Source organism: Methylobacterium sp. A49B (genome assembly GCF_053346215.1).
Genome location: NZ_JBKFBO010000100.1, coordinates 187,270 through 211,611, shown reverse-complemented (window position 1 = coordinate 211,611; position 24,342 = coordinate 187,270). Strand labels below are relative to the sequence as shown.

Sequence of the window (24,342 nt, the reverse complement as noted above, 5' to 3'; positions counted from 1 at the left end):
GCAGCCTAGGGGCGTCCGGGGGCCTCAGGCGCGAGGCTGCGCAGCAGGAACGCCGTCATCACCTCCACGGGCGGCACCGGCTGGAGGGTGGAACTGCCCACCAGCAGCGGGTGGGTGTAGCGGGCGATGGCGGTGTGGATGCAGGCTGCCGCCTCGGCCGGATCGGCGGCCTCGAACGCGCCCCGCGCCACGCCCTCACGGATGATCCGCTCGAACCCGGCGGTGATCCGGGCGACGTGGTGGCGGCAGACCTCCCAGCTCTCCACCATCGCCGCCTCGATCATCTCGTGCAGGCGGGGAAACGTCTCGCAGCGGCGGGTGCAGTCGCGATGGAGGGTCTCGATCGCCGCAACGAGACGCTCGGTGGCGTCGAGGCCCGGCCGGTCGGCGATCTCGGAGATGACCGCCTCGCTCTCGCCGATCAGGCGCTCCAGCACCGCTTCGTTGATCGCCTTCTTCGAGTCGAAGAAGCGGTAGACGTTGGCCGGGCTCATCTTCAGGGTCCGGGCGATGTCGGCCACGGTGGTCTTCTGATAGCCGATCTCGCGGAAATACGTGTCCGCCGTCGCGAGGATGCGGCTCCGCGTGTCGGGCGCGCACTCCTCCGCGATCAGGTGGGTCGTATCATCCAGGGACATGCGTCCTCACTAGGCCATGCGGGCGCGGAGCGTCAAAGACGCGAGCCCGGATCCGGTTCCCCCTGCGGCCGCTGCGCGCGCCCGGAACCCGCCCCGGCGGCACTCATTGCCCGCTCGACGGTGCCCGTCCGCGGCGCGCCCTGATGAGCCTTGATGGGATCGACGATGAGCTTCACCGACACCCGTGCCCTCGTCACCGGGGCCGATTCCGGCATCGGACGGGCGACTGCGGAGCTGCTGGCCCGCGAAGGTGCAGACGTGGCGATCACCTACCACACCGACGAGGCGGGCATCCGTGAGACGGCCGCGCGGGTTGAGGCCGCCGGCCGCCGGGCCCTTGTCCTGCAGCTCGATGTCGGCGACCCGGCCGCAGTCGCGGCCGCCTTCGACCGGATCGGCAGCGAGTTCGGCACCCTCGACATCCTCGTGGCCAATGCCGGGCAGGCCATGAGCGGCATGCCGGTCGTCGAGATGGACGACACCGTGCTGGAACGGATCCTGCGGGTGAACCTGATGGGGCCGCTGTTCTGCGCCCGCCCCTTCATCAAGATGCGCCGGGCCCAGGGTGGGAACGGCAAGATCGTGTTCGTCTCCTCCGTGGCCCAGCACCTGCCGACTCCGGAGAGCGCGCCCTACGGCATGTCGAAGGCGGGCCTCGGCTCCCTCTGTCGTTCCCTCTCGCGGGAACTCGCCGAGGACCGGATCAACGTCAACAGCGTCGCCCCGGGCCTGATCGAGACGCCGATGACCTCCGACCGCTTCGAGAAGCCGGAGGTGCTCGAGCAGTCGCTGGAGCGGATCCCGTGGCACCGGGCCGGCCAGCCGGAGGAGATCGCCCGGGCGATCCTCTACCTCGCCTCGGACGCGGCCGATTACGTCACCGGTCACACACTCGTGGTCGATGGCGGGCTGACGATGCAGTGGGGCGGGGCCTGAAACGACGAACGGCGCCGGACTCGCGTCCGGCGCCGCGCGGCGGCTTGGGTCAGGGACGGCGTTACGAGCCGAACTGCGAGCCCAGCCGTTCCAGGTACTCGGCGAGGTCGACGCCGCCGACCCGCTTGCCGTAATCGAAGCGCATGCCCTGGCGGATGTCGACGCTGGCATCGCGGGTCGTCAGGGTGAAGGGCCGGACGCACACCCAGGCCCCGTCACGGCGGTGCTCGAAGTACCCGAGGATCTCGTGCTTGGCCATGATCTGTCCTCCGAAACCGTGTTTGGGGATATAACGGCCGCGCTGGCCCGCGGTTCGCGTGGCGCGACTGTTTTTCGCGACGGGTCCGGGGACGATGGGAGTGTTCGTGGTCCTGAGGGACCGGACAGGTGCGGCCAGGTCTCGCTGCGGGCCGGATCGGATCCGCCTGGACTTGCCTTAAGCTTGGCCGCTGCCGCGTGAATGCTCGGTGCAGCGCACAAACCGGTCAGTGCCAGCGGTCGAGGATCTCGGCGGTCGTCATCGTCTCGACCTGATGGCCGTAGCGCATCCGGTACATCAGGAGCAGCGCGTCGTGCGCCTCGTCGCAGGAGCTGCAGAGCCCGTCCGAGGCCAGCACGATCCGGTAGCCAAGGTCGACGCCGCCGAGCACCGCGGCCAGCACGCAGACATCCGTCTCCGCCCCGGTGACGATCAGGGTGTCGATGCCCCGGGCCTGGAGGCGCGCGTCCAGATCCGTGTCGAGCCACGGCGAGTAGACCAGCTTGTCGAGGATCTCCGCGGGCGGCGCCAGCCGCGCGAGGTCCGGCACGAGGTCGATCAGGCCGGGGTCGAGGCGTTCCCGGGTCATGTCCGCCCACCGCTCCGAGTAGGTCGCCCAGGTGCCGCGCCCCTCCCCGGGCCGGGCAGCCGGGATGAAGCGGGTGAAGATGGTCCGCTCCGGACGTGCCGAGGCAAGCCGGCACACATAAAGAAGAACCCGCATCATCCAAGGTGTCTGCCAGTCGGTGGGCTCCGCGAACATGCGCTGCATGTCCACGCAGAGGTGGACGCAGCCGTCCCCCAGAGGCTTGCTGGACGAGGCGCCCTCCTGGCCCCTGTGGTCCGTCGATCGAGCGCTGCCTGTGTCCATCTCCGCGCAATCAGGCAGGGTGGGTGTTGTTCCTGCGGCAGAATGGGGCGCCGCGCGTCGCCGGAGGGCGCCTTCCGGCGCACCCACGACCCGACGCGAACGGCACCCCGTCCGCCGGGGCTGGCCGGCGCCGCGCCCGGGGGCGGCGCCGAACCCGTGCTCCGATGCTGTTCCTCCCGCCGAGCCGGCTTCCACCTCGGCGGGGCGCCCTACCGGTCCGCCTTCTCGCCGGCCGTGGTGAGCTGGAGGTAGCGCTCCGTGGTCGGGCGGATCAGGTTACGCACCGCCTCCGCCATGGTCTGCTCCTCCTTCAGCGACTGCTGGAAGGCCGTCCGGTGACCCTGCTGGCCGGCCGCGTCGCCGATGGTGAGAAGCGACTCGTAGGCCGCGATCTCGAAGTTCTCGAAGGCGTGGTTGGCGTAGGTGTTCTTCAGGATCTCGTCCTGGGCCGGCGTGTGTCCCAGAGCCATCATGTTGCCGACGAAGCCCAGGAACCCCTCCTTCAGGGCCGAGGGGCTGTCGCCGAGGCTCTGGAGCGCCTCCTCCAGGCGCTGGCGCTGGCCGTGCGTCTCCTCGATATGGCGGCGGAGGGCTTGCTCCATCTCCGGGTAGCGCTCGAGGCGCTCGACCTGCCGCTCCATGATCTGCAGCGCCTGCATCTCCAGGGCGTGGGTGTTCTTCAGGGCCGTGACGTAGATCTCGCGCGCGTCCATTGCCATGGTCGTCACCTCTGCTCCGTTGCGGGCTCGGGCGGCCCAGTCACCCGGGGAACCCAAACGCTGGACGGCCAAGTTCCTGGCGGACCACCGCGGGCTTCGGCGCGGCTCCGCGCCCGATGCGCGGGGCGGGGCGAGACAGGCCGGGTGCCGCCCGGGGGCGGGATGGGATCGCCGGACCCCCTTCCTGCGGCGATCTGCGCCGGCACCGGCTCGCGGTCGTGAGCACCGCGCAGCGGGGCCCGGGCGTGACCGGCGGCTCAAGCCGCATCGACCTGCCTGAGGGCTCAAGCGTACCCGTCATGCGCCTGTCGGCACGGTGCCCGGATCTCCGCCACCCCTGCCGGGTTGACTGAACGGGACGCGACTATAAGCCTGGAGCCCCGCAAGCGCGGCGACGCCGACGGATCAGGACTGCGCGATCTCGAAGGAGTCGTCGAAGGAGCCGCCGATCTCGGACGGCCCGCGCTGACGCCCGCGCGACGAGACCATCGCGCAGACGGCACGCGGCTTGCCGAACGACACGGGCCGTCCGGTCGAGATCGAGAAACACGAGCCCAGCGGGATCGGGAAGAGGATCCGCAAACTTTGAGCCGGCCGAAGCCTGCCGATCCCATTCGGACACGGCGTTGGGGGAGCGGCCGCTGCGTCCAGCGCGCACGGGCCGGCGCTCTGACCTTCGCGCCCGCCTTCGCGCCCGCGGCCGGTCGCGACTGGGCTGAGCCCTACCGGTGCGCCATGCAGGCCTTCATGAATTCCTCGCGCTGCGGCGCGTTCATCTGGTTGAACCGCCCCGGATTCCGGCCGGCCGTCGTGTAAAGGCCCTTCGCCTCCGCTTCCTTCAGGCACGCCTCCCGCTTCGGGTTGGCCTGCGCGCAGGCTTGCGTGAGCGGAAGGAGGACAAGGATTGAGGCGACGAAGACAGTTCTCATGAGGTCCGATCTCCCGCAACTGAGCGCTAACGAGATCGCGAAAACTGTCTTCGAACAAGACATCAATGGGTGGCTCCAGTTATTGTGATCGGGCCGCTGGTCGGTCGTTCGCAATCCGCCTGCCGGAGCGTTCCCCAATGGGAGGCGTCGGGGCTCAGCGGCGGTCCGTACACGCGGCGCATGGAGCGGCGCGGTCCGTCGTCGTGCCGTTCCCGATTCGCCGCGAGCAGGAAGGACGCGATCAGCATCGCGCACGGAGGCCAAGGATCACGATCGATGGAGCGAACATCGGCAAATGAACGACTTTTGATCGTGATCGCTACGTCGCTCGTCATGGCAAACGAGGCGTCAACGGCCGACCGGATCGTGCCGGCCGCCGCGCGCCGGCACCCCCGCCCGGGGGCGACCACCGACATCGTGGCCGTCATCGTTACGGTGGCGCGCAGGTTCGGAGATAGACGGGACCGAAGATATCTCCGGCACTATGCATCGGAATCCGAAGATTACAGAGTATTATAACTATCTGTGTCGGCGGATTTACCAACCATTACCGAATCGCGCGCAAGGTCACGCCCGGTGGGAACAGGCGTGGACATGAGCGGGACACCGCGTGATGGGACGGCGCCCGAGCGCACGGCTCCGGACCTCGTCAAGCTGGTTCGCCGGGATCAGCTCGAGGCCGTGCGCCGCAGCGTCCTCATCGCCATCCCGGTCAACGTGCTCCTCGGTCTGCTGGGAGCTCTCGTCGCCTACTCTGCCGGGCTCGGGCAGGCCGGCGCCGCCTGGTTCGCCATTTCCCTGTGCGTCAACCTCCTGCGCGCCGCCCTGTGCCGCGCGCCCTGCGGAGGCTTGTCGCTCACCCTCGACACGCCGCCGGAAGAGGCGGTTGGCCATGCGCGGGCGGTCGAGCGGCAACTCGGGCTCGCGACCGGCGCGGCCCTCGCCTCCGGCCTCGTCTGGGCCTTCGTGCCGACCCTGTGCGCGGGGCTCACCGCAACCTCGACGACCTTCTACCTGGTCGTCATCTGCGGCATCACCGCCGGCTCCGTCGTGCACGGCATCGCCTTCGCCCGCGTTCCGCTCTGCTTCATCACCCCGCCGCTCCTGTCGGTCGCCGGCTGCCTGCTCTACGCCGGCGGACTGGACGACGTCTGCCTCGCCGGCACCGTGCTCCTGTATCTGGTGGCCCTCGCGCGCAGCGCGGTCGAGAGCGAGAAGGTGTTTCGCGAGGCGAGCCGCCTGAAGCACGCGGCGACGGCGCTCGCGCGCGCGGCCGCCGCGGCCCATGCCGGCGAGGCGGCCCTGGCGGAGGAGATGCGTCGCCGCGCGACGCACGACGATCTCACCGGGCTGCTGAACCGCGCCGGCTTCGCGCAGCAGGCCGAGACGTGGGCCCAGCGGCCCGAGGCGGCGCGCTGCCTGCTGCTGCTCGACCTCGACGGCTTCAAGACCGTCAACGACATCTACGGGCATCAGATGGGCGACCGGGTCCTGGCCGAGGTCGGCCGTCGCCTGAGCATCATCCTGCCGCCAGGGGCCGTGGTCGCCCGGCTCGGCGGCGACGAGTTCGCCCTGCTGTACGATCCGCTGCAATCGGGCTTGGCGCCGAACGCCCTCGCCAAGCGCGTGATCGAGGCCGTCGCGGCGCCCTTCGGCGCCTTCGAGGCAGGTCGGCTGGGGGTCAGCATCGGCATCCAGTTCGCGGCCATGTCCAGCATCACACAGATGCTGAGCTGCGCCGACGAGGCGCTGTACGCGGCCAAGAGCGCCGGACGGAACAGCTACCGCGTCTTCGACGCCACCCTGCGGGCCCAGCGCGAGATGCGGCGCGACTGCGGTCGGGACCTCTCGAGCGCCCTGGCCGAGGACAGGCTCGCCGTCTGGTTCCAGCCCATCTTCGGCCAGGACGGCACGACCCTCGCGGGCCTCGAAGGGCTCGTGCGGTGGCAGCATCCGCGGCACGGCTGGATCCCGCCGGGCGACATCGTCACCGCGGCCGCCACCGCGGGCCTGACCGAGTCGCTGCTGCGCTTCGTCCTCGAACAGGCCTGCGGGATGATGGGCCTTCTGCGCGCTCTGGACCTGCCGCAGGTGCGCGTGGCGATGAACGTCTCGCCGCGGGAGATGGCGCAACTTCCCGTCGACGCGATCGTCCTGAGGCGGCTCGCGGATCTGGCTCTGCCGCCCGCGGGGCTGGAGATCGAGATCACGGAGGAGACGGCCCTCGGGATCAACGTGATCCAGGACAAGCTGCAGACCCTGGCGCGGGCGGGGGTGTGCGTGGCCCTCGACGATTTCGGGGTCGGCTACGCGTCCCTCGCCTCGCTGCGCCAGCTCCGGGCCGGACGGATCAAGATCGACCGCAGCCTCGTGACCGGCCTGTCCGAGAGCAAGGACAAGCGTGTCATGGTCCAGGCGGTGCTGAACCTCGGAGCCTCTCTCGGTCTCGAAGTCGTCGCCGAGGGGATCGAGACCGCCGACGATCTGGGCACGCTCCGGGATCTCGGCTGCCCGTTCCTGCAGGGCTACCATCTCGGCGAGCCGATGCCGCAGGGTGCGCTCGTCCCGATGCTGTCGGCCGCCCGGGCGGCCGCCTGACCCGCCGGCGAGCGGCCTGCGCTCGGGTTGGATGGAGCGGGGCGCGTCGAGAAGGGGCGGCCGGGGCACCCGCGCCGCTGGAGCCGGCGCGCCCGGTCAGGCCGCGCGCAGGGCCTCGATCTCGGCGATCGTCTCCGTCGCCCTCGCCCGGAGCGGGCCCAGCATCGGGCCGACATCGTCCCCCGCTCGGCAGGCCGCCTCGACCGTCCGGCAGGCCTCGGCGAGCGCCGCGAAGCCCACCATGCTGGCCGCCGACACCATCGCGTGCGCGTCCAGCATGAGCCGCTCGCGGTCCACCGCCGGCGACGCATCGGCTCCGAAGCGCTGGACGAGTTCGCGGGCGAGCATCGCCAGGAGGTCGCGCATGCGCCCCCGGCCGACGATCTCGGTCATCTCGTCCAGGACGGCCCGGTCGATCGACGTGCCGGGGCAGGCCGGCGCCGCGGGCCGTGCCGCCCAGTGGTCGACCGCCGCCAGCAGCGCCTCCGTCCGGAACGGCTTTCCCACATGGTCGTCGAGCCCGGCCGCGCGCAACGCGGCCAGCTGCTGTGGCAGCACGTTCGCCGTCATCGCGACGATCGGCAGGCCCCCCGTCGATCCTCCGAGGGCGCGAATCCGACGGGTCGCCGTCAGGCCGTCCATCACGGGCATCTGCACGTCCATCAGGACGAGGTCGTAGGGTCTGGCTCGAACCGCCGCCAGAGCGGCGGCCCCGTCCTCCACCACGTCCACCGCATGCCCGGCCCGCTCGAGGATCGTCCGGGCGAGTTCCTGGTTGAGCCGCACGTCCTCGGCCAGGAGGATGCGCCGGCCCGGGCTGCGGGCGGTCGCGGCGGGCTGTGCCGCGACCGGGCGTTCCGGCACCGCCTCGGGCAGGGCGACTGTGAACCAGAAGGTCGCGCCCTGTCCGAAGGCGCTCTCGACGCCGATCGCGCCGTCCATCAGCGCCACGAGGGATTTCGAGATGGCGAGGCCAAGGCCGGTGCCGCCGTACTCGCGGCTGATGGAGCCGTCGACCTGCGAGAACCGCCGGAACAGGCGGTCGCATTTGTCGGCGGGGATGCCGATGCCGGTATCGCGGATCGCGAAGCGCAGGAGCCGTGCCCCGGCCCGATCGGCGGGATCGGCCTCGACCGTCAGGTCGATGCGGCCCGCGGGTGTGAACTTCACGGCGTTGTTGAGGAGGTTCAGCAGGATCTGCCGGAGCCGGTCCTCGTCACCCGCGATCCAGTCCGGCAGGCCCGGCCCGCGGGCGATGCTCAGCGCGAGCCCCTTGCGCTCGGCCGACGGTCGCACGATCGAGACGGCGTTGTCGATGAGCGATTCCAGCGCGAACGGCCGGGGCACGATCTCGATCTGCCCGGCCTCGACCTTCGAGAAGTCGAGGACGTCGTTCACCACCGTCAGGAGCGCGGCCCCCGCGCTGCGGATGCGGTCGGCGTGCCGACGCGCCACAGGCCCGAGATCGCTCTCGTCGAGCAGCAGATCGGCATAGCCGATCACACCGTTGAGCGGCGTGCGGATCTCGTGGCTCATGGTGGCCAGGAACTCGCTCTTGGCCGCGCTCGCCCGCTCGGCCTCCAGGCGTGCGGCATCTGCCGCGGCCTTCGCGGCGATGAGCGCCGCCTCGGCGGCCTTGCGGGCGGTCACGTCGATGTTGAGGCCGAGCATCCGCCGCGTCCGGCCGTCGGGTCCGGGGACCCCGCGCCCGACGCCGTTGATCCAGCGCACGCCGCCCTCCGGCGTCGGGACCCGGAACTCGATGGAGAAGGTCTCCCCGGCTTCCGCGGCCGCCGAGGCGATCCGCAGGGCGCGCTCGCCGTCTTCGCGGTCGATCAGCGAGAGCCAGGTCTGCGCATCGAGGTTGTAATCCCGGTCGGTCTCGATCCCGTGCAGGCGCGCGCTCCCCGGGGACCATGCGATCCGGGCGCTGTCGAGGTCGAGGTGCCACGTGCCCGCCTCGGCCGCGGTCTGGGCGAGGAGCAGCAGGCTGCTCGCCTCCTCGACCTCGCGCCGCGCGGTCACGATCTCGTCGATGTCGAGGGCGGTGCCGAGCATGCCGATCATGGTTTCGCCCTGCCAGATCGGCAGGAGGACGAGCTTGTGCCAGCGATAGGCGCCGTCGTGCCGCCGCAGCCGCCCCTCGACCTCGTAGGCGCTCCGGCTGGCACGCGCCTCGGACCACATACGCTCCATCCGCTCCGCGTCGTCGGGATGGTTGCGGGCAATCCGGGCGGCGCGCGAGGGCCCGATCGGGCCGTAGTAATCCTCGAAGCGCCGGTTGACGTAGGTCGCCTCGCCGGTTCCGGTACTGGCGATCCAGACGAGCTGGGGCAGGGCGTCGGCGAGCGCCCGGTAGCGGGCCTCGCTCAGGCGCAGCGCGTCCTCGGCGGCTCTGCGGGCGCTCACGTCGCGCAGCGTGGCGACGTAGCCGTCCGGCGCCCCCGTCACCCGGTCGTGGGTCAGGCTGAAGGAGATCTCCAGCCAGATCCAGCGGCCGTCCGCGTGGCGGTATCGCTGGCAGGTCAGGGCCCGCGCGGTGCGGCCGCTGGTCAGGCCGTCCAGGACTTCGCGGTAGACCGGAACGTCGTCGGGATGGACGAAGTCCAGGGGCTGGGTGCCGACGAGGGCCTCGGGCGCGTAGCCCAGGACGGCGCGCACGGCCGGCGAGACGTAGCGGCGGCAGGTGGTGAGGTCGGACCAGATGATGATGTCGGTGGCGTTCTCGGCCAGGAGCCGGTAACGGCGCTCGCTCGCCTCCAGCGCCTGCTCGGCGATCCGCGCCTGCGTGACGTCCCCGAAGGTGAGGACCGCGCCGCCGTCTGCCAGAGGCGAGCGCCGGACCTCCAGGACGGTCCCGCTGGGCAGGCGCCAGTCGAAGATCGGCGGGAGCGCCCGCGGGTCGCGGCCGACAGACCCCAGACGCAGATCGGATTCCGCCGCGGCGAAATCGCCCCGGGCGCGCTGGTAGGCGTAAATGTCGGGGAAGGCGACGCCTGCCCGCAGGACGTCGCCCGGCAGGGCGAGGAGGTCCGCGGCGCTGCGGTTGAACACCCGCACCCGCTGCGCGGCGTCGAGGATCACGAGTCCCTGGTCCATGCTGTCCAGAGTGCCGCGCAGGAGCGTGTCGGTCTCGTGCGCGCGCTGCTCGGACCGCACCAGATCGGTCACGTCGAGGAGGAGGCCGTGCAGCGCCACCAGGGCGCCGTCGGGGCCCAGTTCGGGCAGCCCCTGGATGATCGCGTCGCGGCCGGTGCCGTCTGGGCGCAGGATACGGGCGCGCGCCTGATACGGGTGCGGGGGCGTGCGGCCGGCCAGGAGATCCTCGACCCGCGCGACCACGGCGGCGCGGTCGTCCGGGTGATAGCAGGTGAAATGCTCGTCCAGGGAGAGGCAGCTTTCTCCGGGTGGATCGCCCAGGACGCGCGAGAGGCTCGCCGACCGGGTCACGCGCCGGGTGTGCGGGTCGAGGCGCCACTGCCCGAACCCGAAGACGCCCGCCCAAGGCCCCCGATCGCTTCCGGCCGGGACCGGGGCAGGCACGTCTGGGGGCATGGGCGCGTCCGGATCCGTTCGACCGGCGCAAACCGCGCCCCGGACGCCCGCGGCGCCCGTCCGGATGTCAACTGCTCAGCCGATGGTTGCTGATTTCTTGCCGGGTTCGCGCGGCGGCCGGGGATCCCACGCAGAACCTGGGGCCGTGTCACTGCCGCGCCGTGCACCGCGTCTTGCCGAGTCCCGCCACCGTTCGCGCCGCGAAGGTGAAGATCGACCGCTCCTCGATGGCCGCGGAGCCGGTCGACTTCATGAAACCCGCGTAGCCTGGGCAGTTCTTCGGTGTCGGCGTGTCGGCGACCTGGCGCCAGAACGTGAGGCCCTTGCCGTCGAGGCTGAACTCCTCGCTCCGGCAGCCGGAGGCCGGGTTGCAGCGTCCCTGCACCGAGTAACCGGCCTCGAGCAGCTTGCGGGCAGTCGGGACCTCGTAGATCACCAGAGTTCGGTCCGGCCCGGTTCCGTCATCGACGATCAGGAATGTCCTGACGAGTTCGACATAGACGTGGGCCGTCTCGTCGCGCGGGCCATCGTCGCCCAGGACGCGGTCGCCGGGCCGCTGCCCCACGGCGCAGTCGGTCTTCGGGTCGGTAGTCGAGGCGCGCACCAGAAATCGGGTGCCGGCAGAGTCCATCTTATCGGTCGCCAGGACCGTGGCCACGGCGTTGCGGTAGCAGTGCCATGCGATCGTGGCCCCGGGATCCGGTTGCGCCCGGCCGGCGGCCGGGGCGAGGCTCACGGTAAGGCCGAGAACGACGCTGCCCGCGAGGCTCGGCGAGAGGCGTGACGTGGATCGCGACGCCGGACGGGTGCCGTGGAGGCGGGACGGTTTCCGGAGGGGCATCGCCGCATCCTTGAGGTCGGCATGGAATCTATCGGGCGCGACGGCCGGTTCGTCGGGATCGAGGCCGTCTCGCAGAGGCGGCCGCCGGATCTGTGGCAGAAACCGGCGGCCGTTCGAGACCTGGGCCGAGCGTCGAAACAGATGATGCGCTGGTGTGAGCGCATCCCCGCGCCGGGCGGGCCCCGCAGGATGCGCGCCCGGTCCGGCGTCAGTCCTTGCGGACCAGGGCCGCCGGGGTGGCCGGTGCGCCGAGTCCGAAATCGGCGAGCTTGTAGGACAGCTGCAAGAAGCCGCCGTAGCGATCGGTCTCGAACTTGGTCGGGCTGCGCGGATAGAACGGGAACTTCGTCTGGCCCGAATCCGTCTGCATCCGCCAGTAACGGCCGCCGACGCCGACGCTCACGCTGGAGGTCAGGTCGTACGAGACGAGGCCCTCCGCGAAGTAGCCGTCACCGCGGCCCCGCTGCGGCAGCGGATTGATGTCCGGTCGGAACCAGTGACGGTCGACCCCGTCCATCGTCACCACGGGCAGATAGGCGCCTTCCAGGCTCAGCCGGAGCCGGTCGAACCGAACCTCGCCGATCACGCCGATGCGCAGCGCATTCCAGCGTAGGTTCTCACCGAGGCCCTTGATCTGGTTGGAGATGGCACTCGAGCCTGCGCAGATGCCGCCCCGCGCCACCTGCTCGCAGCCGTAACCGTCGAGGAGTTCGGCCTCGTACTGGTAGCCGGCGAAGGCGCCGAGCCTGAACACGTCGCCGCGCAGGACATTGTAGCCGAGATCGACCACCCCGTACTTGATGTCGCCATCCTTGATGGGCGAGAGCGTCTTCGAGTAGCGGCTCAAGACTGGCGGGAAGTCCTCGTCGGAGAGGCGGCCGGAGGTGACTCCGCCTGCTCCCAGGAATCCCTTGGCGAACAGGCCCGTCGGCGCGTGGTCGAGCCGCGCAAAGCTCTCGCCGGCATGAGCGTCCGATCCCGCGTAGATCAGGCGGGAATTCACCTGGCGCGGGGTGTAGGGATCACCGAGGGTGTAGCGCGGGCCGCCCGAGCTGTAGAAGTAGCGCAGCCCACCCTCGAAGGCCCAGGTGGCCGGGGCGGCCAAGCCGGCCGGCGCGAAGTCGGGCAGTCCGGCTCCGAAACGGTAATTGAGGCCGGCCCGGGTCAGGAAGCCGTCCGTCGCGATGCGGGTGCCGGCGTGATAGCTGGGAAGGTCGACGCGGCTCCAGTCCGAGAGGACCGTGCGGCTGCCGAGGTCGTAATACAGGCCCTCGACCTTGATTGAGAGGTGCGGGCTGAGCGCCTGCTCGATGCCGGCACCGGCCACGTAGCCCAGGCGCAGGTCGCCCTGACGGCCATCGAAGACTGTGGTGGGGTCGTACGGGCTGAAAACGCTCAGGTTGTTGTCGGTCCGGACGCTTCCAAAGGCGAGACCGCCCGTAGCGTAGACGAACGTCCGGTCGAAGGCGAAGCCGAGCTTGCCGCGGACCGTCGTCAGATTGTCCAGTCGCTGTCCGGAATGCGCGCTGGTGTCGAAAAGATAGCCGCGGCCCTGAGTCCGGACATCGCCTTCCCAGTGATCGTAGCCCCAGAGCCGGGTGTACTGGTGATCCACGGCGCCACCGACGACCAGCCCCGAGCCCAGCTGCCAATTGTAGCCGACCTCGGCGCCCGCGATGAAGCCATCGTCGGTGGCTTTCCGCGACGGAAGGACAGGACAGATGCGCCCGCCGGGCTGTCCGCCCGGGCCCGTGCAGACGAACTGCGTGGTCCGGTCGAGGGTGCCGTACCCGGTGAACAAGCCTGCATAGGCTCCCGTCCAGGTGAAGACCGGTGGCGGGGCGGGCGGGACCGGCCGGGACGTCCGCGGCAGATCCGCGGCCATCGCGGTCTGTGAGAGAAGGAGAAGAACAAGTCCGGAACCCAAGTTTCGATGCATCATAGGGACCTTAGATTCGCGCGCTCTTGCGTTGAGTAGAGATTTTCTTCGCGCCCGAGATTGCCTCGATGTTTATTTGATGCCGATGAGTCTCGGCACCCGTTAGCATAGACGCCACGCCTGGTTTTATATGATCGACGCAGATGGTTGGACAAATCTTTGCGGTTCTGCGCATCTCCTTGAAGGGGAATAATCATTAGGCGCAATGTTTATGTTGTCATTGGATGTGATCAATATTGCGTATTATTTAAAGATACAGACACGGTAGTCCGCAATCCAAGGCTTATTATATCTGCATCTTGTTTGCCGTGGAGCGAGAAACATTTTGTTTGAGGTGATGCGTTGGTGCATCACCTTCGCTCTTGGCGGTCATTGCTTCGTGCGCGACGGGCCGCCTTGGTTCAGGAGGCTGCATGTCGGGAGCCTTGGAAGGCCGCCTTCTGTGCCATCGCTCTGGCCCGACTCGACCCGGCCAGGCCCCGCTCGGCGCAGCGCGGGGATGCCCGGGCGGCCTCCTCCGTGACATCCAGGCGAGGCAGAGGCGCAGGTCCCGCGTTCCGATCGTCTGCGTCGCGGGTCGCCCGTTCCGCCGCCCCAATTCTGGGAACCATCCGGGTGCGCCGCGGCTTCCTGCGCGGGGTCACGGAAGGATCTGCTCCGTCCGCGGCCTCGTGGAGACCGGCCGTCCCTCCCGGGGCGGCGAGAGAGGATTTATCGCGTGCGCACTTCGCTCATCACCGCCGCCCTGCTTGCAGCCCTCGGAGGCGCCGTGGCGTTGCCGGCTTCCGCCGCCCCGCTCGCGCCCGGTGCCGTCGCCGCGCCGGACGGCATGATCTCGACGGTCCAGATGGATCGGATGGAGCGCCACATGATGCGGCGACGCATGGAGCGCCGGATGATGCGTCACCGGATGGAGCGTCACATGATGCACCGCGAGATGCGTCACCGGATGATGCGTCGGGAGATGATGCACCGCATGTGATCGCAACCGGTCCGGCCGGCGACGCGACCGTCAGGATTCCCGCGGCAGCCAGCGCCAGCGCGCCGGCCGCCGCGGGGGAGTGTCCGGGATCGAACTATCCGGCGCGCGGAGCGTTTCAAGCCACCCATCAGGCACTGCGCGCCTCCCGTCCACCTGCAACGGGCGGACGGGAGCGACCCGGTCAAGCGGGCTCGCGCCGTGTTTCAAGGAGAACTGAACGATGAAGGCGTATCTGGCAGCTGCCGCATTGAGTCTCGGTGTGCTGAGCGCGGTCGGTCCGGTTTCGGCGCAGCCCCGCCCCGACTACGACGACTACGGATATCGGGACCGGGGATACCGGGATCGCGGTGACTACGACGATCGCCGCTATCGGGATCGGGACGATTATCGCGGTCGCGCCACGTACGGTTTCGATGAGCGCGAGTACCTGCGCTGCAACCCGGATGTCCGCCGTGCCGTGGCGGCCGGTCAGATGGAATCCGGCGCTGCACATTACCGCGTCTTCGGGCGCCGCGAAGGTCGTCGGCTGAGCTGCTGAGGCGGGGCGGCAGGCGCCGTTTCGACGGCGCCACCGCACGCGCGCGGTCGTTTCGGCACGGGGCGACGCTCCGGGTCGGGCCGGGGCGGTCGACCCGCCTCTGCGCCTGCGGCCTCAGCATCCAACAAGGACGGCGCGGGCGGATCCTCACCGGCGTTCCGGCAGCACCCGATCCCGGGCATAGCGGCACCGGCCGCCGACCGTTCGACAGCGGTGTCGCGCGCACACGCTGCACGCGTCCCGGTCTGTCGCCCGCGGAGCGGCGCTCGATCGCGATTGCGGGGGTAACTCCCACCGCCGGGACGTGACACATCGGCAGGTTCTATGATGTCCCCTCCCGGCGCGCAGGGGGCGTCTCCATGTTCGACTTCAGTCAGCTCCGATGCTTCGCCGCGGTGGCGGAAGAGCTGCATTTCGGCCGCGCCGCCGCGCGTCTGAACATGACGCAGCCGCCCCTGTCGCGGCAGGTCCAGGTGCTGGAGCGCATCCTCGACGTGCAGCTGCTCGAGCGGACCAGCCGCTCGGTCCGCCTCACCGCGGCCGGACGGAGCTTTTTGCCGGAGGCCCAGCGCATCCTGCGGCTGGCCGAGTCCGCCACGCACACGACCCGGCAGGTGGCGGCCGGACGCGCGGGCGTCCTCAAGCTCGGCTTCACGGCGGCCTCGGCCTACGATTTCCTGCCCCGCCTCGTGGCGGCCTTCCGGCAGGCGCTGCCCGACGTCACGCTCGCCCTGCGCGAGATGGTGACCAAGGATCAGGTCGAGGAGCTGCTCGCCGGGCGGATCGACGCCGCGCTGGTGCGCCCGCCCGTGACGCATCCGGATCTCACGGCCATCCGGGCGATGGCCGAGCCGCTCGTGGTGGCCCTGCCGGCCGGCAACGCCCTCGCGGCGCGCGGGACGCTCGTGCCCCGCGACCTCGCCGGCGAGGACCTCATCGCCTACGCGCCGAACGAGGCGCATTACTTCCACGATCTCGTCCAGGAACTGCTCGCCGAGGCCGAACTCCGGCCGCGCGTCGTGCAGCAGCTCACCCAGATTCACTCGATCCTGGCTCTGGTGCGCAGCGGTCTCGGAATCGCCCTCGTCCCCGCGGCGGCCGAGCACCTGCGCCTCGAAGGCGTGGTGTTCCGGGCGCTGGCGCTGCCCGATCCGCGCCCGGCCGAGCTGATCCTGGCGTGGCGGCGGAACGCGGATGCGCCGCTCCTCGCGCAGCTGGTCTCGATCCTCGAAGCACTGCCGTCGGCCTGATCGATGCCGGTATGGCATCAATCGATCCACCCTTTGGCTTTGACCCGGGGGCGGAAGACTGCACCTATGGGATCAAACAAACATCCCCGGGAGGATCGCGATGGACAGCCTCACCAATCGCTTCAAGGCGGCGCTCGCAGAGGGCCGCCAGCAGATCGGCCTGTGGTGCAGCCTCGCGAGCCCCATCTCCACCGAGATCGTCGCGGGGGCCGGATTCGACTGGCTGCTCCTCGACATGGAGCACTCGGCCAACGACCTCCGGGACATCTACGCCCAGCTGCAGGCGATGATGGAGGGCGGCACCCACCCGATGGTCCGGGTGCCGAGCGACGATCCCATCACCATCAAGCGCATCCTCGACGCCGGCGCCCAATCGCTGATGATCCCCAACATCGACGACGCCGAGCAGGCCCGTCGGGTCGTTGCGGCGACCCGCTACGCGCCGCGCGGCATCCGCGGCTTCTCGCAGGCGCCGCGGGCCGCCCGGTTCGGCCGGATCCCGGATTACCACACTCGCTGCGAGGCCGAGATCTTCGTGGCGGTGCAGGTCGAGTCCCGACGCGCCCTCGATAATCTGGACGCGATCGCCGCCGTGGAGGGCGTGGACGGCGTGTTCATCGGACCCGGCGACCTCTCCACCAGCCTCGGCTATCTCGGCCAGCAGGGCCACCCGGAGGTGGTGCGGACCATCGAGGAGGCCGTCGGCCGTGTCGGCAAGGCCGGCAAACATGCCGGCATCCTGACGCCGAGCGAGGAACTGGCCCGCCGCTACATCGCCGCCGGCACCCGCTTCACCGCCTTGGGCTCCGATATGGGCCTGCTCGCCCGCAACGCCGAAGCGCTGGCCGGGCGCTTCCGGACCGCACAGTGAGGGCCCGCCCATGCACGCCGAGATCGAAGCCCCGACCCGTGGGCGCCCTGCCGGCGACGTGCCGCGCACGATCCGCCTGAGCGACAGCGACAACGTCGCGATCGTGGTCAATGCCTTCGGGCTGCCCGCCGGCACCGTGTTTCCGGACGGCCTGGAACTCGTCGAGTTCGTGCCGCAGGGCCACAAGGTGGCCCTCTGCGATATCCCGGAGGGCGGCGAGGTCCGCCGCTACGGCGAGGTGGTCGGCATCGCGGCCCAAGAGATCCCGCGCGGATCCTGGGTGGAGGAGTCTCGGGTCACGACGCCGGTCGCTCCCGCCCTCGACGCCCTCGATCACGCCACCCGCGTGCCGGCGCCCCTGCCCCCGCTGGAGGGCTTCACGTTCGAGGGCTACCGCAACCCCGACGGGTCGGTGGGCACCAAGAACATCTTGGCGATCTCCATCAGCGTGCAATGCGTCGCCGGCACCCTCGACGTGGCGATCCGCCGGATCAAGCAGGAGTTGCTGCCGCGCTACCCCAACGTCGACGACGTGGTCGGCCTGACCCACGCCTATGGCTGCGGCGTCGCCATCAACGCCCCCGAGGCGGTGGTGCCGATCCGGACGCTCCAGAGCCTCGCCCAGAACCCGAATTTCGGCGGCGAGGTCATGGTGGTGGGGCTCGGCTGCGAGAAGCTCGTCTCGGAGCGCCTCCTGCCCGACAACGGTGCGGCCGGCGACGGGGTGGTGCGTCTCCAGGACGAGCGTCATCGCGGCTTTTCCGCCATGATCGACAGCATCCTGGCGATGGCGGAAGCCCGCCTGGAGGTGCTGAACCGCCGGACGCGCGAGACCTGTCCCGCCTCCGAGCTGGTGGTCGGCCTGCAATGCGGCGGCAGCGACGCCTTCTCGGGCGTGACCGCCAACCCGGCGCTGGGCTTCGCGGCGGATCTGCTCGTGCGCTGCGGCGCGACGGTCATGTTCTCGGAGGTGACGGAGGTGCGCGACGCGATCCACCTCCTCACTCCCCGGGCGAAGACCCCGGAGGTCGCCGAGGCGCTGATCCGCGAGATGGCGTGGTACGATGCCTATCTCGCCAAGGGCGAGGCCGACCGCCGGGCCAACCCGTCCCCCGGCAACAAGAAGGGCGGCCTCAACAACATCGTCGAGAAGGCCCTGGGCTCGGTGGCGAAGTCCGGCACCAGCGCCATCTCCGGGGTGCTGGCGCCGGGCGAGCGGCTGCGCGGGAAGGGTCTGATCTTCGCCGCGACCCCGGCGAGCGACTTCGTCTGCGGCACGCTGCAGCTCGCCTCCGGCATCACCCTGCAGGTCTTCTCCACCGGGCGCGGCACGCCCTACGGGCTCGCCCAGGCGCCGGTGATCAAGGTCGCCACCCGGACGGAACTCGCCGAGCGCTGGTCCGACCTGATCGACCTCGATGCCGGCCGCATCGCCACCGGCGAGGCCACGATCGAGGAGGTCGGCTGGGAGCTGTTCCACTTGATCCTCGACGTCGCGAGCGGGCGCAAGCGTCCCTGGTCGGACCAGTGGGGCCTGTTCAACGACCTGACCCTGTTCAACCCGGCGCCGATCACCTGACGGCTGCGCCGGCCGCCCGCGGGGCATGCGCCGTCGGGGGATCGCGGCGCGCGCCAAGCTTTGGTAGGCAGCCGGCGATTGCCATGACGCTGCCGATTCCCGCCCTCCGGACCGTGCTCTTCCGCCTGCACTGGGCGCTGGGCCTCACAGCCGGCCTCGTCCTCGCGCTGATGGGCCTGACCGGGGCGCTGATAAGCTACGAGGAGGCGATCACCGCCGTCGCCAACCGCGACCGGCTCGTGGTGGCCGCCGCCGACCGCCCGGCGCTTCAACCCGCAGCCCTGGCGGCACGGATCACGGCGCAGGCCGGTCATCCGGTGAACGCCCTCACCCTCAGCTCCGACCCGGCGGCGAGCGTCCATGTCCGCTTCGCCCGTGATCCGGAGACCCGTGCGCGGCCGTCCTCGGTCTACGCCGACCCGTATGACGGCACGGTGCTCGGCCCGGTGCGGCTGGAGGCGGCGTTCGCGACCGTGCGGGACCTGCACCGCTGGCTTCTGATTCCCGGCGGCTCCAAGGGATGGGGCCGCACTATCACGGGGGCCTGCGTTCTGGCGCTCCTGGCCTTCCTAGCCACCGGCCTGTACCTGCGCTGGCCCAAGGTCCATCGCTGGCGGATCTGGCTGAAGCCCAGCCTGACCCGCCCGGGCCGGGCGCGGTGGTGGTCGCTCCACGCCGTGGCGGGCACGTGGCTCGCGCCGGTCTACCTCGTCATGGCGCTCACGGGGCTGACGTGGTCCTACCCGGCGTTCAAGGACGGCGCCCAAAGGCTGCTCGTGGGCGAGGCGCGGCCCGCGCGCGCCGAGGGCCGCCGGGCGTCCCGTGCCGTGCCGGCCGGCGACGAGGCTGCGGCCGCCGCGCCGACGGTCCTCGACCGGGCCTGGGTCGCGTTCCGGACCGGAGACGGGCGCGAGGCGGGTTCGGCGATCCTGACCCTGCCGGAGCCCGGCGCGCGGGCGATCCGGATCCGATGGCTGCCGCGGGGCGTCGATGCGCCGAGCGCCCGCAACGAGGTCCGCTACGATGCCGAGACCGGCGCGCCGCTCGCGGCCGAGCGCGCCGCCGCCATGCCGCTGGGCAAGCGCCTCATGGAGAACATCCTCGAGGTCCACCGCGGACGCTTCTTCGGCGACGTGTTCGCCCTGGTGTTCTGCCTCGCGGCATTGGCCATGCCGGGCTTCGCGGCGACCGGGCTGACCCTCTACGTCCTGCGCCGCCGCGCGGCGGCCCGGCGCAGGGGCGCAGTGCCCGCGGCCCCGGCAGGAGCCGTGCGTCCGGCGAGTTCCTGAGACGGTCCCCGAGTGTAGCCTGGCTTGCCCGCAGTTCTCTCGTCATCACGCGCGCAGCGATGCGACTCAGGGATGCGCGAGGCCGGTCGGCATGGCGCTGCCAGTATCGCTTCGCTCCGCTCGCGCAGGTGGCGACGCCGTTGCCGGAAATCGGGACGGTGTCGCGCCGGTCGCCTTTCGCGCGGAGAGCGCCCGCCGGGCTCACATCCGCGCGGTGATCGTCGCCAGGACCGTGAAGGGCGCGCCAGGGGTATTGTTGAACTGATTGAACGGTTGCTCGATGTAGCGCGCGTTCGTCAGATTCCGGATGTTGACCGCGAAGCGATAGTGCGCGTCGAAGTCGTAGTACACGGCCGCATCGACGCGATTGTACGCCCCGACCTTGTAGCTGTTGTTGAGGTCGCCGAAGCGCTGGCCGACATGGGTGATGCCGATGCCGAGCCCGAGGCCGCGCAGGGAACCGGCCTGGACGTCGTAGGTGGTCCACACGCTGCCGCTGAAGGCCGGCGCCCCCACGAGGCGGTTTCCGACCGCGAAGACCCTGTCCTTCGTGATCCGGGCGTCGAGATAGCCGACACCGCCGATGATCCTCCAGCCCGGAAGGATCTCGCCGGCCAGATCCGCCTCGACGCCCTCCGAGCGCTGCTGCCCGGTGATCACCGAGAAGCCGGTATTGACGGGGTCATTGCCGGCGACGTTGTCCCGGGTGATCCGGAAGGCGGCCGCGCTCAGGGTCAGGTCGGGGTTGATGTCGATACGGGTTCCGAACTCGATCTGTTCGCCGGTCTCGGGCGCCGGATTGACGACGTTGAGCACGTTCGCTGTCTGCGGCGCGAAGGAGGTGGCGTAGCTGGCATAGAACGTCAGCGGCTCGAACGGCCGATAGATCAGGCCGATGCGCGGCGAGGCGCCGAACAGGTCCTGCTCCGGGGGCTGGGTCTTCGAGCCGGGCGTGCGGGCGAAATAATATTGGCTGCCGAGATCGAACCGAGCACCGAGCACGAGCTGCAATTCGGGCGTGAGGGCGATCTGATCCTGCAGGTAGAACCCGAACAGTTCGAGCTTCTGCTTCAGGTCTTGCTGGAGCGAGAGCGCTCCGGGCGTGCCGCCGAAGACCGGGTTCAGGAAGCTGACCGGGGTGTAGGACCCCTGCTGGGAATACGGGTGGCGGAAGCCGTTGGTGTACTCGAAGCCCACGAGGGCGGTGTGGGCGAAGCCGAGCGTGTCGAACTTCATGATCGCTTCGGTCTGCGTATCCACCGCGGCGAAACGCGAATCGACCGAGGTGTCGCGCCGCGTGACCTGCGTGCCGGCAGTGTTGACGCCCGTGGCCCGGGCTGAGAACAGGTTGAACGCGCCCCATTGCCCGTTGATGACCTGCCGCAGCGTCACGTTTTCGTTGACGTCGTGCTCGGCCCGCATCGTGATCCCGTTGAACTCGCCGTAGTAACGCGAGGACGGCTCACCGTAGTAGCGGCGGATGTTGTCCAGTGGCACACGCCCGCGAAACGCGATGAGCCCTTCGTCGTACTGGGTGCGCTGGCTGGTGGCTTCCGCGTTGATGTAGACCCGGGTGTCGGCGCTCGGCGTCCAGCTCAAGGCCGGCGCGATGAAGACGCGCCGGTTCGTGTTGTCGCCGATATTGCGGAACGTCGGATCTTCCTGCGCGGCGAAGGTGAGGCGCGCGGCGAGCCCGTCGATGGCTGGGATCGCGCTCGAAACCGAGCCCTGAAACCGCCGGAAGCCGAAGCTGCCGCCCTGGACGCTCGCATCCGCGGTCGGCGCCAGGGTCGGTCTGCGGGTCACGATGTTGACGACACCGCCCGGATCGCCCCGGCCGAACAGCACGGAGGCCGGCCCCTTGATCACTTCGATCCGTTCGGCGTTCGCGAGGTCGCGTTCCACCGGATAGAAGTTGATCGCCGGATTGGTCAGGATGCCGTCGACGGCGAAGAGCTGCGTGGCGAAGCCGCGGATGACGTAGTTCTGCGAGCGGCCCTGCACGGTGCTGCCGGGCGTGACGTTGCTGACATTGGTGACGGCATCGGTCAGGCGCAGATCCTGCTGATCTGTGATCACCGCCCGCGGCACGATGTTGATCGATTGCGGCGAGTCGCGCACCGGTGTGTCGGTCTTGGTCGCCGTGGCCGAGCGCGTGGCCCGGTAGCCGATCACCGGGCCGTCCGCCCGCTCGACCGCAGGGCCGGTCCCGGTGACGCTCAGTTCCGAGAGGGCGACTTCGCCCGATACGACCTCAATCTCGGCTCGAACTGAAGTCGTCGACAACACAATCAGCGATACCGTCAGTCCAAAATGGGTTGAATTCCGGATCCTGCGCGATGCCGAAGTGCGTCGAGTGGCGTGTCCGCAAGACCAGGGCATAGTTTATAACTACTCTCAACAAGACGTGCGCCGGTCGGGCGCACGTCTTGTTGAGAGGAGCGGCGATCACTTTTCAACGATCCTGCGCGATTGGATGCGCGGACTTCGCCGGAACTTGCCGGACGTGGCTGTTGAGCCACAGAATGTACTTTGAATAACTTAAAAGCTGTGGAATTTTCCAACCGGAATCTGTGTGGCCACGGAGGCGGTACATCCAGAAATTGCTGGATCGTCGAGAACCTTCGCCTCTGCCGCGGGCGCGGCACCGGAAACGTCCGGCGCCGCGCGGGGACGACTCGGCGTTACACAGCCGGCTTGAGGGCTCCGGTCCGGTCGTGGAAGTCGGGGCCGTTGGTGGTCCGGGCCACGTGGCCGGCCCGGATCAGGTAGTCGCCGAAATGCTCGCCGGGCTGCCGGCCCTTCGCGTAATCGGCGAAGAGCGGGTCGAGGGTGTCGCGGATCTCGGAGGCCGCCACGTCCTCCCGGTAGAGCTTGCTCAGGCGCGAGCCGTCGAAGGCGGCGCCGAGATAGAGGTGGTAGCGCTCGGGGCCGCGGCCGACGAGGCCGATCTCGGCGATGAACGGCCGCGCGCAGCCGTTCGGGCAGCCGGTGGAGCGGATCGTGATCTCCTCCTCGGCGAGTCCGTGGGCAGCCAGGCTCTCCTCCAGCTCGGTCATCAGGTCCGGCAGGTAACGCTCGCTCTCGGCCAGCGCGAGGCCGCAGGTCGGCAGCGCCACGCAGGCGAGCGAGCTGCGCCGCAGTGCGCCCGCGCCCCGGGTCAGGCCGTACTCGTCGACGAGCGCGTCGATCTCGGCGCGCTTCTCCGCCGGGACGTTGGCGATGATGACGTTCTGGTTGCCGGTGAGTCGGAAATCGCCCTCGTGCACCTCGGCGATCCGGCGCAGCCCCGAGAGGAACTGCGCGCCGCCGTCGATGTCCTTGATCCGGCCCGAGGGCACGTAGAGGGTCAGGTGGTGGCGGCCGTCCTCGCCCTCGACCCAGCCGTAGCGGTCGCCGTTGCCCGTGAAGGTGTAGGGCTTGGGCGCGCCGAGCTTCTTGCCGACGCGCTTCTCCACCTCGGCCCGGAAGGCGTCGAGGCCGTAGCGCTCGATCGTGTACTTGAGCCGGGCGTTCTTGCGGTTCTTGCGGTTGCCCCAGTCGCGCTGGACGGTCATCACCGCCTCGGCGACCTTCAGGGCGTCCTCGGGCTTCACGAAGCCCATCACGTCGGCGGTGCGCGGGAAGGTGTCGGGCTCGCCGTGGGTCATGCCCATGCCGCCGCCGACCGTCACGTTCCAGCCGGTGACCTGGTTCTTCTTGTCGAGGATCGCGATGAAGCCGAGGTCGTGGGCGAAGATGTCGACCTCGTTGGAGGGCGGCACCGCCACGACGGTCTTGAACTTCCGCGGCAGGTAGGTCCGGCCGTAGACCGGCTCGACCTCGGCCTCCTCCTCGCCGCCGACCACGCGCTCGCCGTCGAGCCAGATCTCGCGCCACGCGCTGGTCTTCGGCAGCAGGCTGTCCGAAATGTCCTTGGCGAGCTGGTAGGCGGCCTTGTGGGCGCCGGTCTGGGCCGGGTTCGTCGCCGCCATGACGTTGCGGTTGACGTCGCCGCAGGCCGCGATCGTGTCGAGCAGCGCGCCGTCGATGGCCGCCATCGTGCGCTTCAGGTTCGACTTGATCACGCCGTGGTACTGGAAGGTCTGGCGCGTGGTCGCGCGCAGCGCCCCGCCCGCGTAGGTCCGGGCGATGTCGTCGAGGATCAGCCACTGCTTCGGCGTGATCACGCCGCCGGCGATGCGCAGGCGGATCATGAAGCTGTAGGCCTTGTCGAGCTTCTTCTTGGTCCGCTCGGGGCGCAGGTCGCGGTCGTCCTGCAGGTACATCCCGTGGAACTTCACGAGCTGCCCGTCATCCTCCGAGATCGCCCCGGTGGCGTGCTTCAGGAGGCCGTCCGCCAGCGTGCCGCGGAGGTAGCCGCTGGCGATCTTGATGTGCTCGTTGGCGGCGAGCTTCTCCGCGCGCGCGGCCTCGGCGTCCGTGATCGGGCGCGCGGTCGGCGGGGTCTCGTAGACGCGCTTGGCCGGGGCGGTGGTCGGGCCGGGGGCCGGGGTCTCGGCGGCGTCGCGGGGGCTGTGGTCGTCCATGGGGTGAATCCAGATGTCT

19 protein-coding genes are annotated in these 24,342 nt (G+C 70.0%); 8 read left to right on the top strand and 11 right to left on the bottom strand.

The genetic code is table 11. From position 1 onward, the window contains the following. Window positions 1-5: 5 nt before the first annotated feature. Window positions 6-638, bottom strand: coding sequence for a TetR/AcrR family transcriptional regulator (locus tag ACLBX9_RS17760; protein WP_447719876.1), 633 nt, complete (start codon window positions 636-638; stop codon window positions 6-8). A gap of 165 nt (window positions 639-803) precedes the next feature. On the opposite strand from ACLBX9_RS17760, the gene ACLBX9_RS17755 reads away from it, so the two are divergent. After that, window positions 804-1,574: an SDR family NAD(P)-dependent oxidoreductase gene (locus tag ACLBX9_RS17755; RefSeq protein ID WP_010686205.1), complete on the top strand. Its 771-nt coding sequence runs from the start codon at window positions 804-806 to the stop codon at window positions 1,572-1,574. 61 nt (window positions 1,575-1,635) lie between these two features. Here ACLBX9_RS17755 and ACLBX9_RS17750 read toward each other — a convergent pair whose 3' ends face one another. The 5 genes from ACLBX9_RS17750 to ACLBX9_RS17730 form a co-directional block, all read right to left on the bottom strand. Next, entirely contained in the window at window positions 1,636-1,833 is a 198-nt protein-coding gene (locus ACLBX9_RS17750; protein ID WP_012318739.1) for a hypothetical protein, read from the bottom strand. A 226-nt stretch (window positions 1,834-2,059) separates the two neighbouring features. Further along, window positions 2,060-2,704, bottom strand: coding sequence for a cysteine hydrolase family protein (locus ACLBX9_RS17745; protein ID WP_447719875.1), 645 nt, complete (start codon window positions 2,702-2,704; stop codon window positions 2,060-2,062). Window positions 2,705-2,913: 209 nt separating this feature from the next. Next, window positions 2,914-3,423: a ferritin-like domain-containing protein gene (locus tag ACLBX9_RS17740; RefSeq protein WP_010686209.1), complete on the bottom strand. Its 510-nt coding sequence runs from the start codon at window positions 3,421-3,423 to the stop codon at window positions 2,914-2,916. A 722-nt stretch (window positions 3,424-4,145) separates the two neighbouring features. Next, a complete protein-coding gene (locus ACLBX9_RS17735; RefSeq protein WP_010686210.1) occupies window positions 4,146-4,352 on the bottom strand; it encodes a hypothetical protein in 207 nt (68 codons plus the stop codon). Between the two features lie 62 nt (window positions 4,353-4,414). Next, the gene (locus ACLBX9_RS17730; RefSeq protein WP_447719874.1) at window positions 4,415-4,768 is read right to left on the bottom strand and encodes a hypothetical protein; all 354 of its coding nucleotides are present in this window, start codon (window positions 4,766-4,768) and stop codon (window positions 4,415-4,417) included. Between the two features lie 178 nt (window positions 4,769-4,946). On the opposite strand from ACLBX9_RS17730, the gene ACLBX9_RS17725 reads away from it, so the two are divergent. Further along, window positions 4,947-6,950, top strand: coding sequence for a putative bifunctional diguanylate cyclase/phosphodiesterase (locus ACLBX9_RS17725; RefSeq protein WP_447719873.1), 2,004 nt, complete (start codon window positions 4,947-4,949; stop codon window positions 6,948-6,950). Between the two features lie 96 nt (window positions 6,951-7,046). On the opposite strand, the gene ACLBX9_RS17720 is transcribed toward ACLBX9_RS17725, so the two are convergent. The 3 genes from ACLBX9_RS17720 to ACLBX9_RS17710 form a co-directional block, all read right to left on the bottom strand. After that, window positions 7,047-10,505, bottom strand: coding sequence for a PAS domain S-box protein (locus ACLBX9_RS17720; RefSeq protein WP_447719872.1), 3,459 nt, complete (start codon window positions 10,503-10,505; stop codon window positions 7,047-7,049). A 148-nt stretch (window positions 10,506-10,653) separates the two neighbouring features. Then, window positions 10,654-11,346 (bottom strand): hypothetical protein, encoded by a 693-nt coding sequence (locus tag ACLBX9_RS17715; protein WP_447719871.1) that lies wholly within the window; start codon window positions 11,344-11,346, stop codon window positions 10,654-10,656. A 208-nt stretch (window positions 11,347-11,554) separates the two neighbouring features. Continuing rightward, window positions 11,555-13,231 carry an outer membrane beta-barrel protein gene (locus ACLBX9_RS17710; protein ID WP_447719870.1) on the bottom strand — a complete coding sequence of 559 codons (1,677 nt, stop codon included), beginning with the start codon at window positions 13,229-13,231 and terminating at the stop codon, window positions 11,555-11,557. 772 nt (window positions 13,232-14,003) lie between these two features. Between ACLBX9_RS17710 and ACLBX9_RS17705 the strand changes: the two genes are divergently transcribed. From ACLBX9_RS17705 to ACLBX9_RS17680, 6 genes are all read left to right on the top strand, one after another. Further along, entirely contained in the window at window positions 14,004-14,267 is a 264-nt protein-coding gene (locus ACLBX9_RS17705; protein ID WP_010686215.1) for a hypothetical protein, read from the top strand. Window positions 14,268-14,487: 220 nt separating this feature from the next. Next, window positions 14,488-14,805 carry a hypothetical protein gene (locus ACLBX9_RS17700; protein ID WP_010686216.1) on the top strand — a complete coding sequence of 106 codons (318 nt, stop codon included), beginning with the start codon at window positions 14,488-14,490 and terminating at the stop codon, window positions 14,803-14,805. A 359-nt stretch (window positions 14,806-15,164) separates the two neighbouring features. Further along, window positions 15,165-16,055, top strand: a complete 891-nt coding sequence (locus tag ACLBX9_RS17695; RefSeq protein WP_447719869.1) for a LysR family transcriptional regulator — start codon at window positions 15,165-15,167, stop codon at window positions 16,053-16,055. 100 nt (window positions 16,056-16,155) lie between these two features. After that, window positions 16,156-16,926 (top strand): HpcH/HpaI aldolase family protein, encoded by a 771-nt coding sequence (locus tag ACLBX9_RS17690; RefSeq protein WP_447719868.1) that lies wholly within the window; start codon window positions 16,156-16,158, stop codon window positions 16,924-16,926. A 10-nt stretch (window positions 16,927-16,936) separates the two neighbouring features. Next, window positions 16,937-18,505, top strand: a complete 1,569-nt coding sequence (gene garD, locus ACLBX9_RS17685; protein ID WP_447719867.1) for a galactarate dehydratase — start codon at window positions 16,937-16,939, stop codon at window positions 18,503-18,505. Window positions 18,506-18,588: 83 nt separating this feature from the next. Further along, window positions 18,589-19,794 (top strand): PepSY-associated TM helix domain-containing protein, encoded by a 1,206-nt coding sequence (locus tag ACLBX9_RS17680; RefSeq protein ID WP_447719866.1) that lies wholly within the window; start codon window positions 18,589-18,591, stop codon window positions 19,792-19,794. 201 nt (window positions 19,795-19,995) lie between these two features. Here ACLBX9_RS17680 and ACLBX9_RS17675 read toward each other — a convergent pair whose 3' ends face one another. Next, window positions 19,996-22,176, bottom strand: coding sequence for a TonB-dependent siderophore receptor (locus ACLBX9_RS17675; RefSeq protein WP_447719865.1), 2,181 nt, complete (start codon window positions 22,174-22,176; stop codon window positions 19,996-19,998). A gap of 302 nt (window positions 22,177-22,478) precedes the next feature. Further along, window positions 22,479-24,323, bottom strand: coding sequence for an NADPH-dependent assimilatory sulfite reductase hemoprotein subunit (locus ACLBX9_RS17670; protein WP_010686222.1), 1,845 nt, complete (start codon window positions 24,321-24,323; stop codon window positions 22,479-22,481). Window positions 24,324-24,342: the final 19 nt, after the last annotated feature.

Bases quoted from the DNA above. Each gene is read 5' to 3' on its own strand.
- ACLBX9_RS17690 (WP_447719868.1), top strand. From the start codon at position 16,156: ATGGACAGCCTCACCAATCGCTTCAAGGCGGCGCTCGCAGAGGGCCGC.
- ACLBX9_RS17700 (WP_010686216.1), top strand. From the start codon at position 14,488: ATGAAGGCGTATCTGGCAGCTGCCGCATTGAGTCTCGGTGTGCTGAGC.
- ACLBX9_RS17675 (WP_447719865.1), bottom strand. From the start codon at position 22,176: ATGCCCTGGTCTTGCGGACACGCCACTCGACGCACTTCGGCATCGCGC.
- ACLBX9_RS17740 (WP_010686209.1), bottom strand. From the start codon at position 3,423: ATGGCAATGGACGCGCGCGAGATCTACGTCACGGCCCTGAAGAACACC.
- ACLBX9_RS17680 (WP_447719866.1), top strand. From the start codon at position 18,589: ATGACGCTGCCGATTCCCGCCCTCCGGACCGTGCTCTTCCGCCTGCAC.
- ACLBX9_RS17710 (WP_447719870.1), bottom strand. From the start codon at position 13,231: ATGGCCGCGGATCTGCCGCGGACGTCCCGGCCGGTCCCGCCCGCCCCG.
- ACLBX9_RS17750 (WP_012318739.1), bottom strand. From the start codon at position 1,833: ATGGCCAAGCACGAGATCCTCGGGTACTTCGAGCACCGCCGTGACGGG.
- ACLBX9_RS17715 (WP_447719871.1), bottom strand. From the start codon at position 11,346: ATGCCCCTCCGGAAACCGTCCCGCCTCCACGGCACCCGTCCGGCGTCG.
- ACLBX9_RS17760 (WP_447719876.1), bottom strand. From the start codon at position 638: ATGTCCCTGGATGATACGACCCACCTGATCGCGGAGGAGTGCGCGCCC.
- ACLBX9_RS17745 (WP_447719875.1), bottom strand. From the start codon at position 2,704: ATGGACACAGGCAGCGCTCGATCGACGGACCACAGGGGCCAGGAGGGC.
- ACLBX9_RS17670 (WP_010686222.1), bottom strand. From the start codon at position 24,323: ATGGACGACCACAGCCCCCGCGACGCCGCCGAGACCCCGGCCCCCGGC.
- ACLBX9_RS17720 (WP_447719872.1), bottom strand. From the start codon at position 10,505: ATGCCCCCAGACGTGCCTGCCCCGGTCCCGGCCGGAAGCGATCGGGGG.
- ACLBX9_RS17735 (WP_010686210.1), bottom strand. From the start codon at position 4,352: ATGAGAACTGTCTTCGTCGCCTCAATCCTTGTCCTCCTTCCGCTCACG.
- ACLBX9_RS17755 (WP_010686205.1), top strand. From the start codon at position 804: ATGAGCTTCACCGACACCCGTGCCCTCGTCACCGGGGCCGATTCCGGC.
- ACLBX9_RS17730 (WP_447719874.1), bottom strand. From the start codon at position 4,768: ATGTCGGTGGTCGCCCCCGGGCGGGGGTGCCGGCGCGCGGCGGCCGGC.
- ACLBX9_RS17725 (WP_447719873.1), top strand. From the start codon at position 4,947: ATGAGCGGGACACCGCGTGATGGGACGGCGCCCGAGCGCACGGCTCCG.
- ACLBX9_RS17695 (WP_447719869.1), top strand. From the start codon at position 15,165: ATGTTCGACTTCAGTCAGCTCCGATGCTTCGCCGCGGTGGCGGAAGAG.
- garD (WP_447719867.1), top strand. From the start codon at position 16,937: ATGCACGCCGAGATCGAAGCCCCGACCCGTGGGCGCCCTGCCGGCGAC.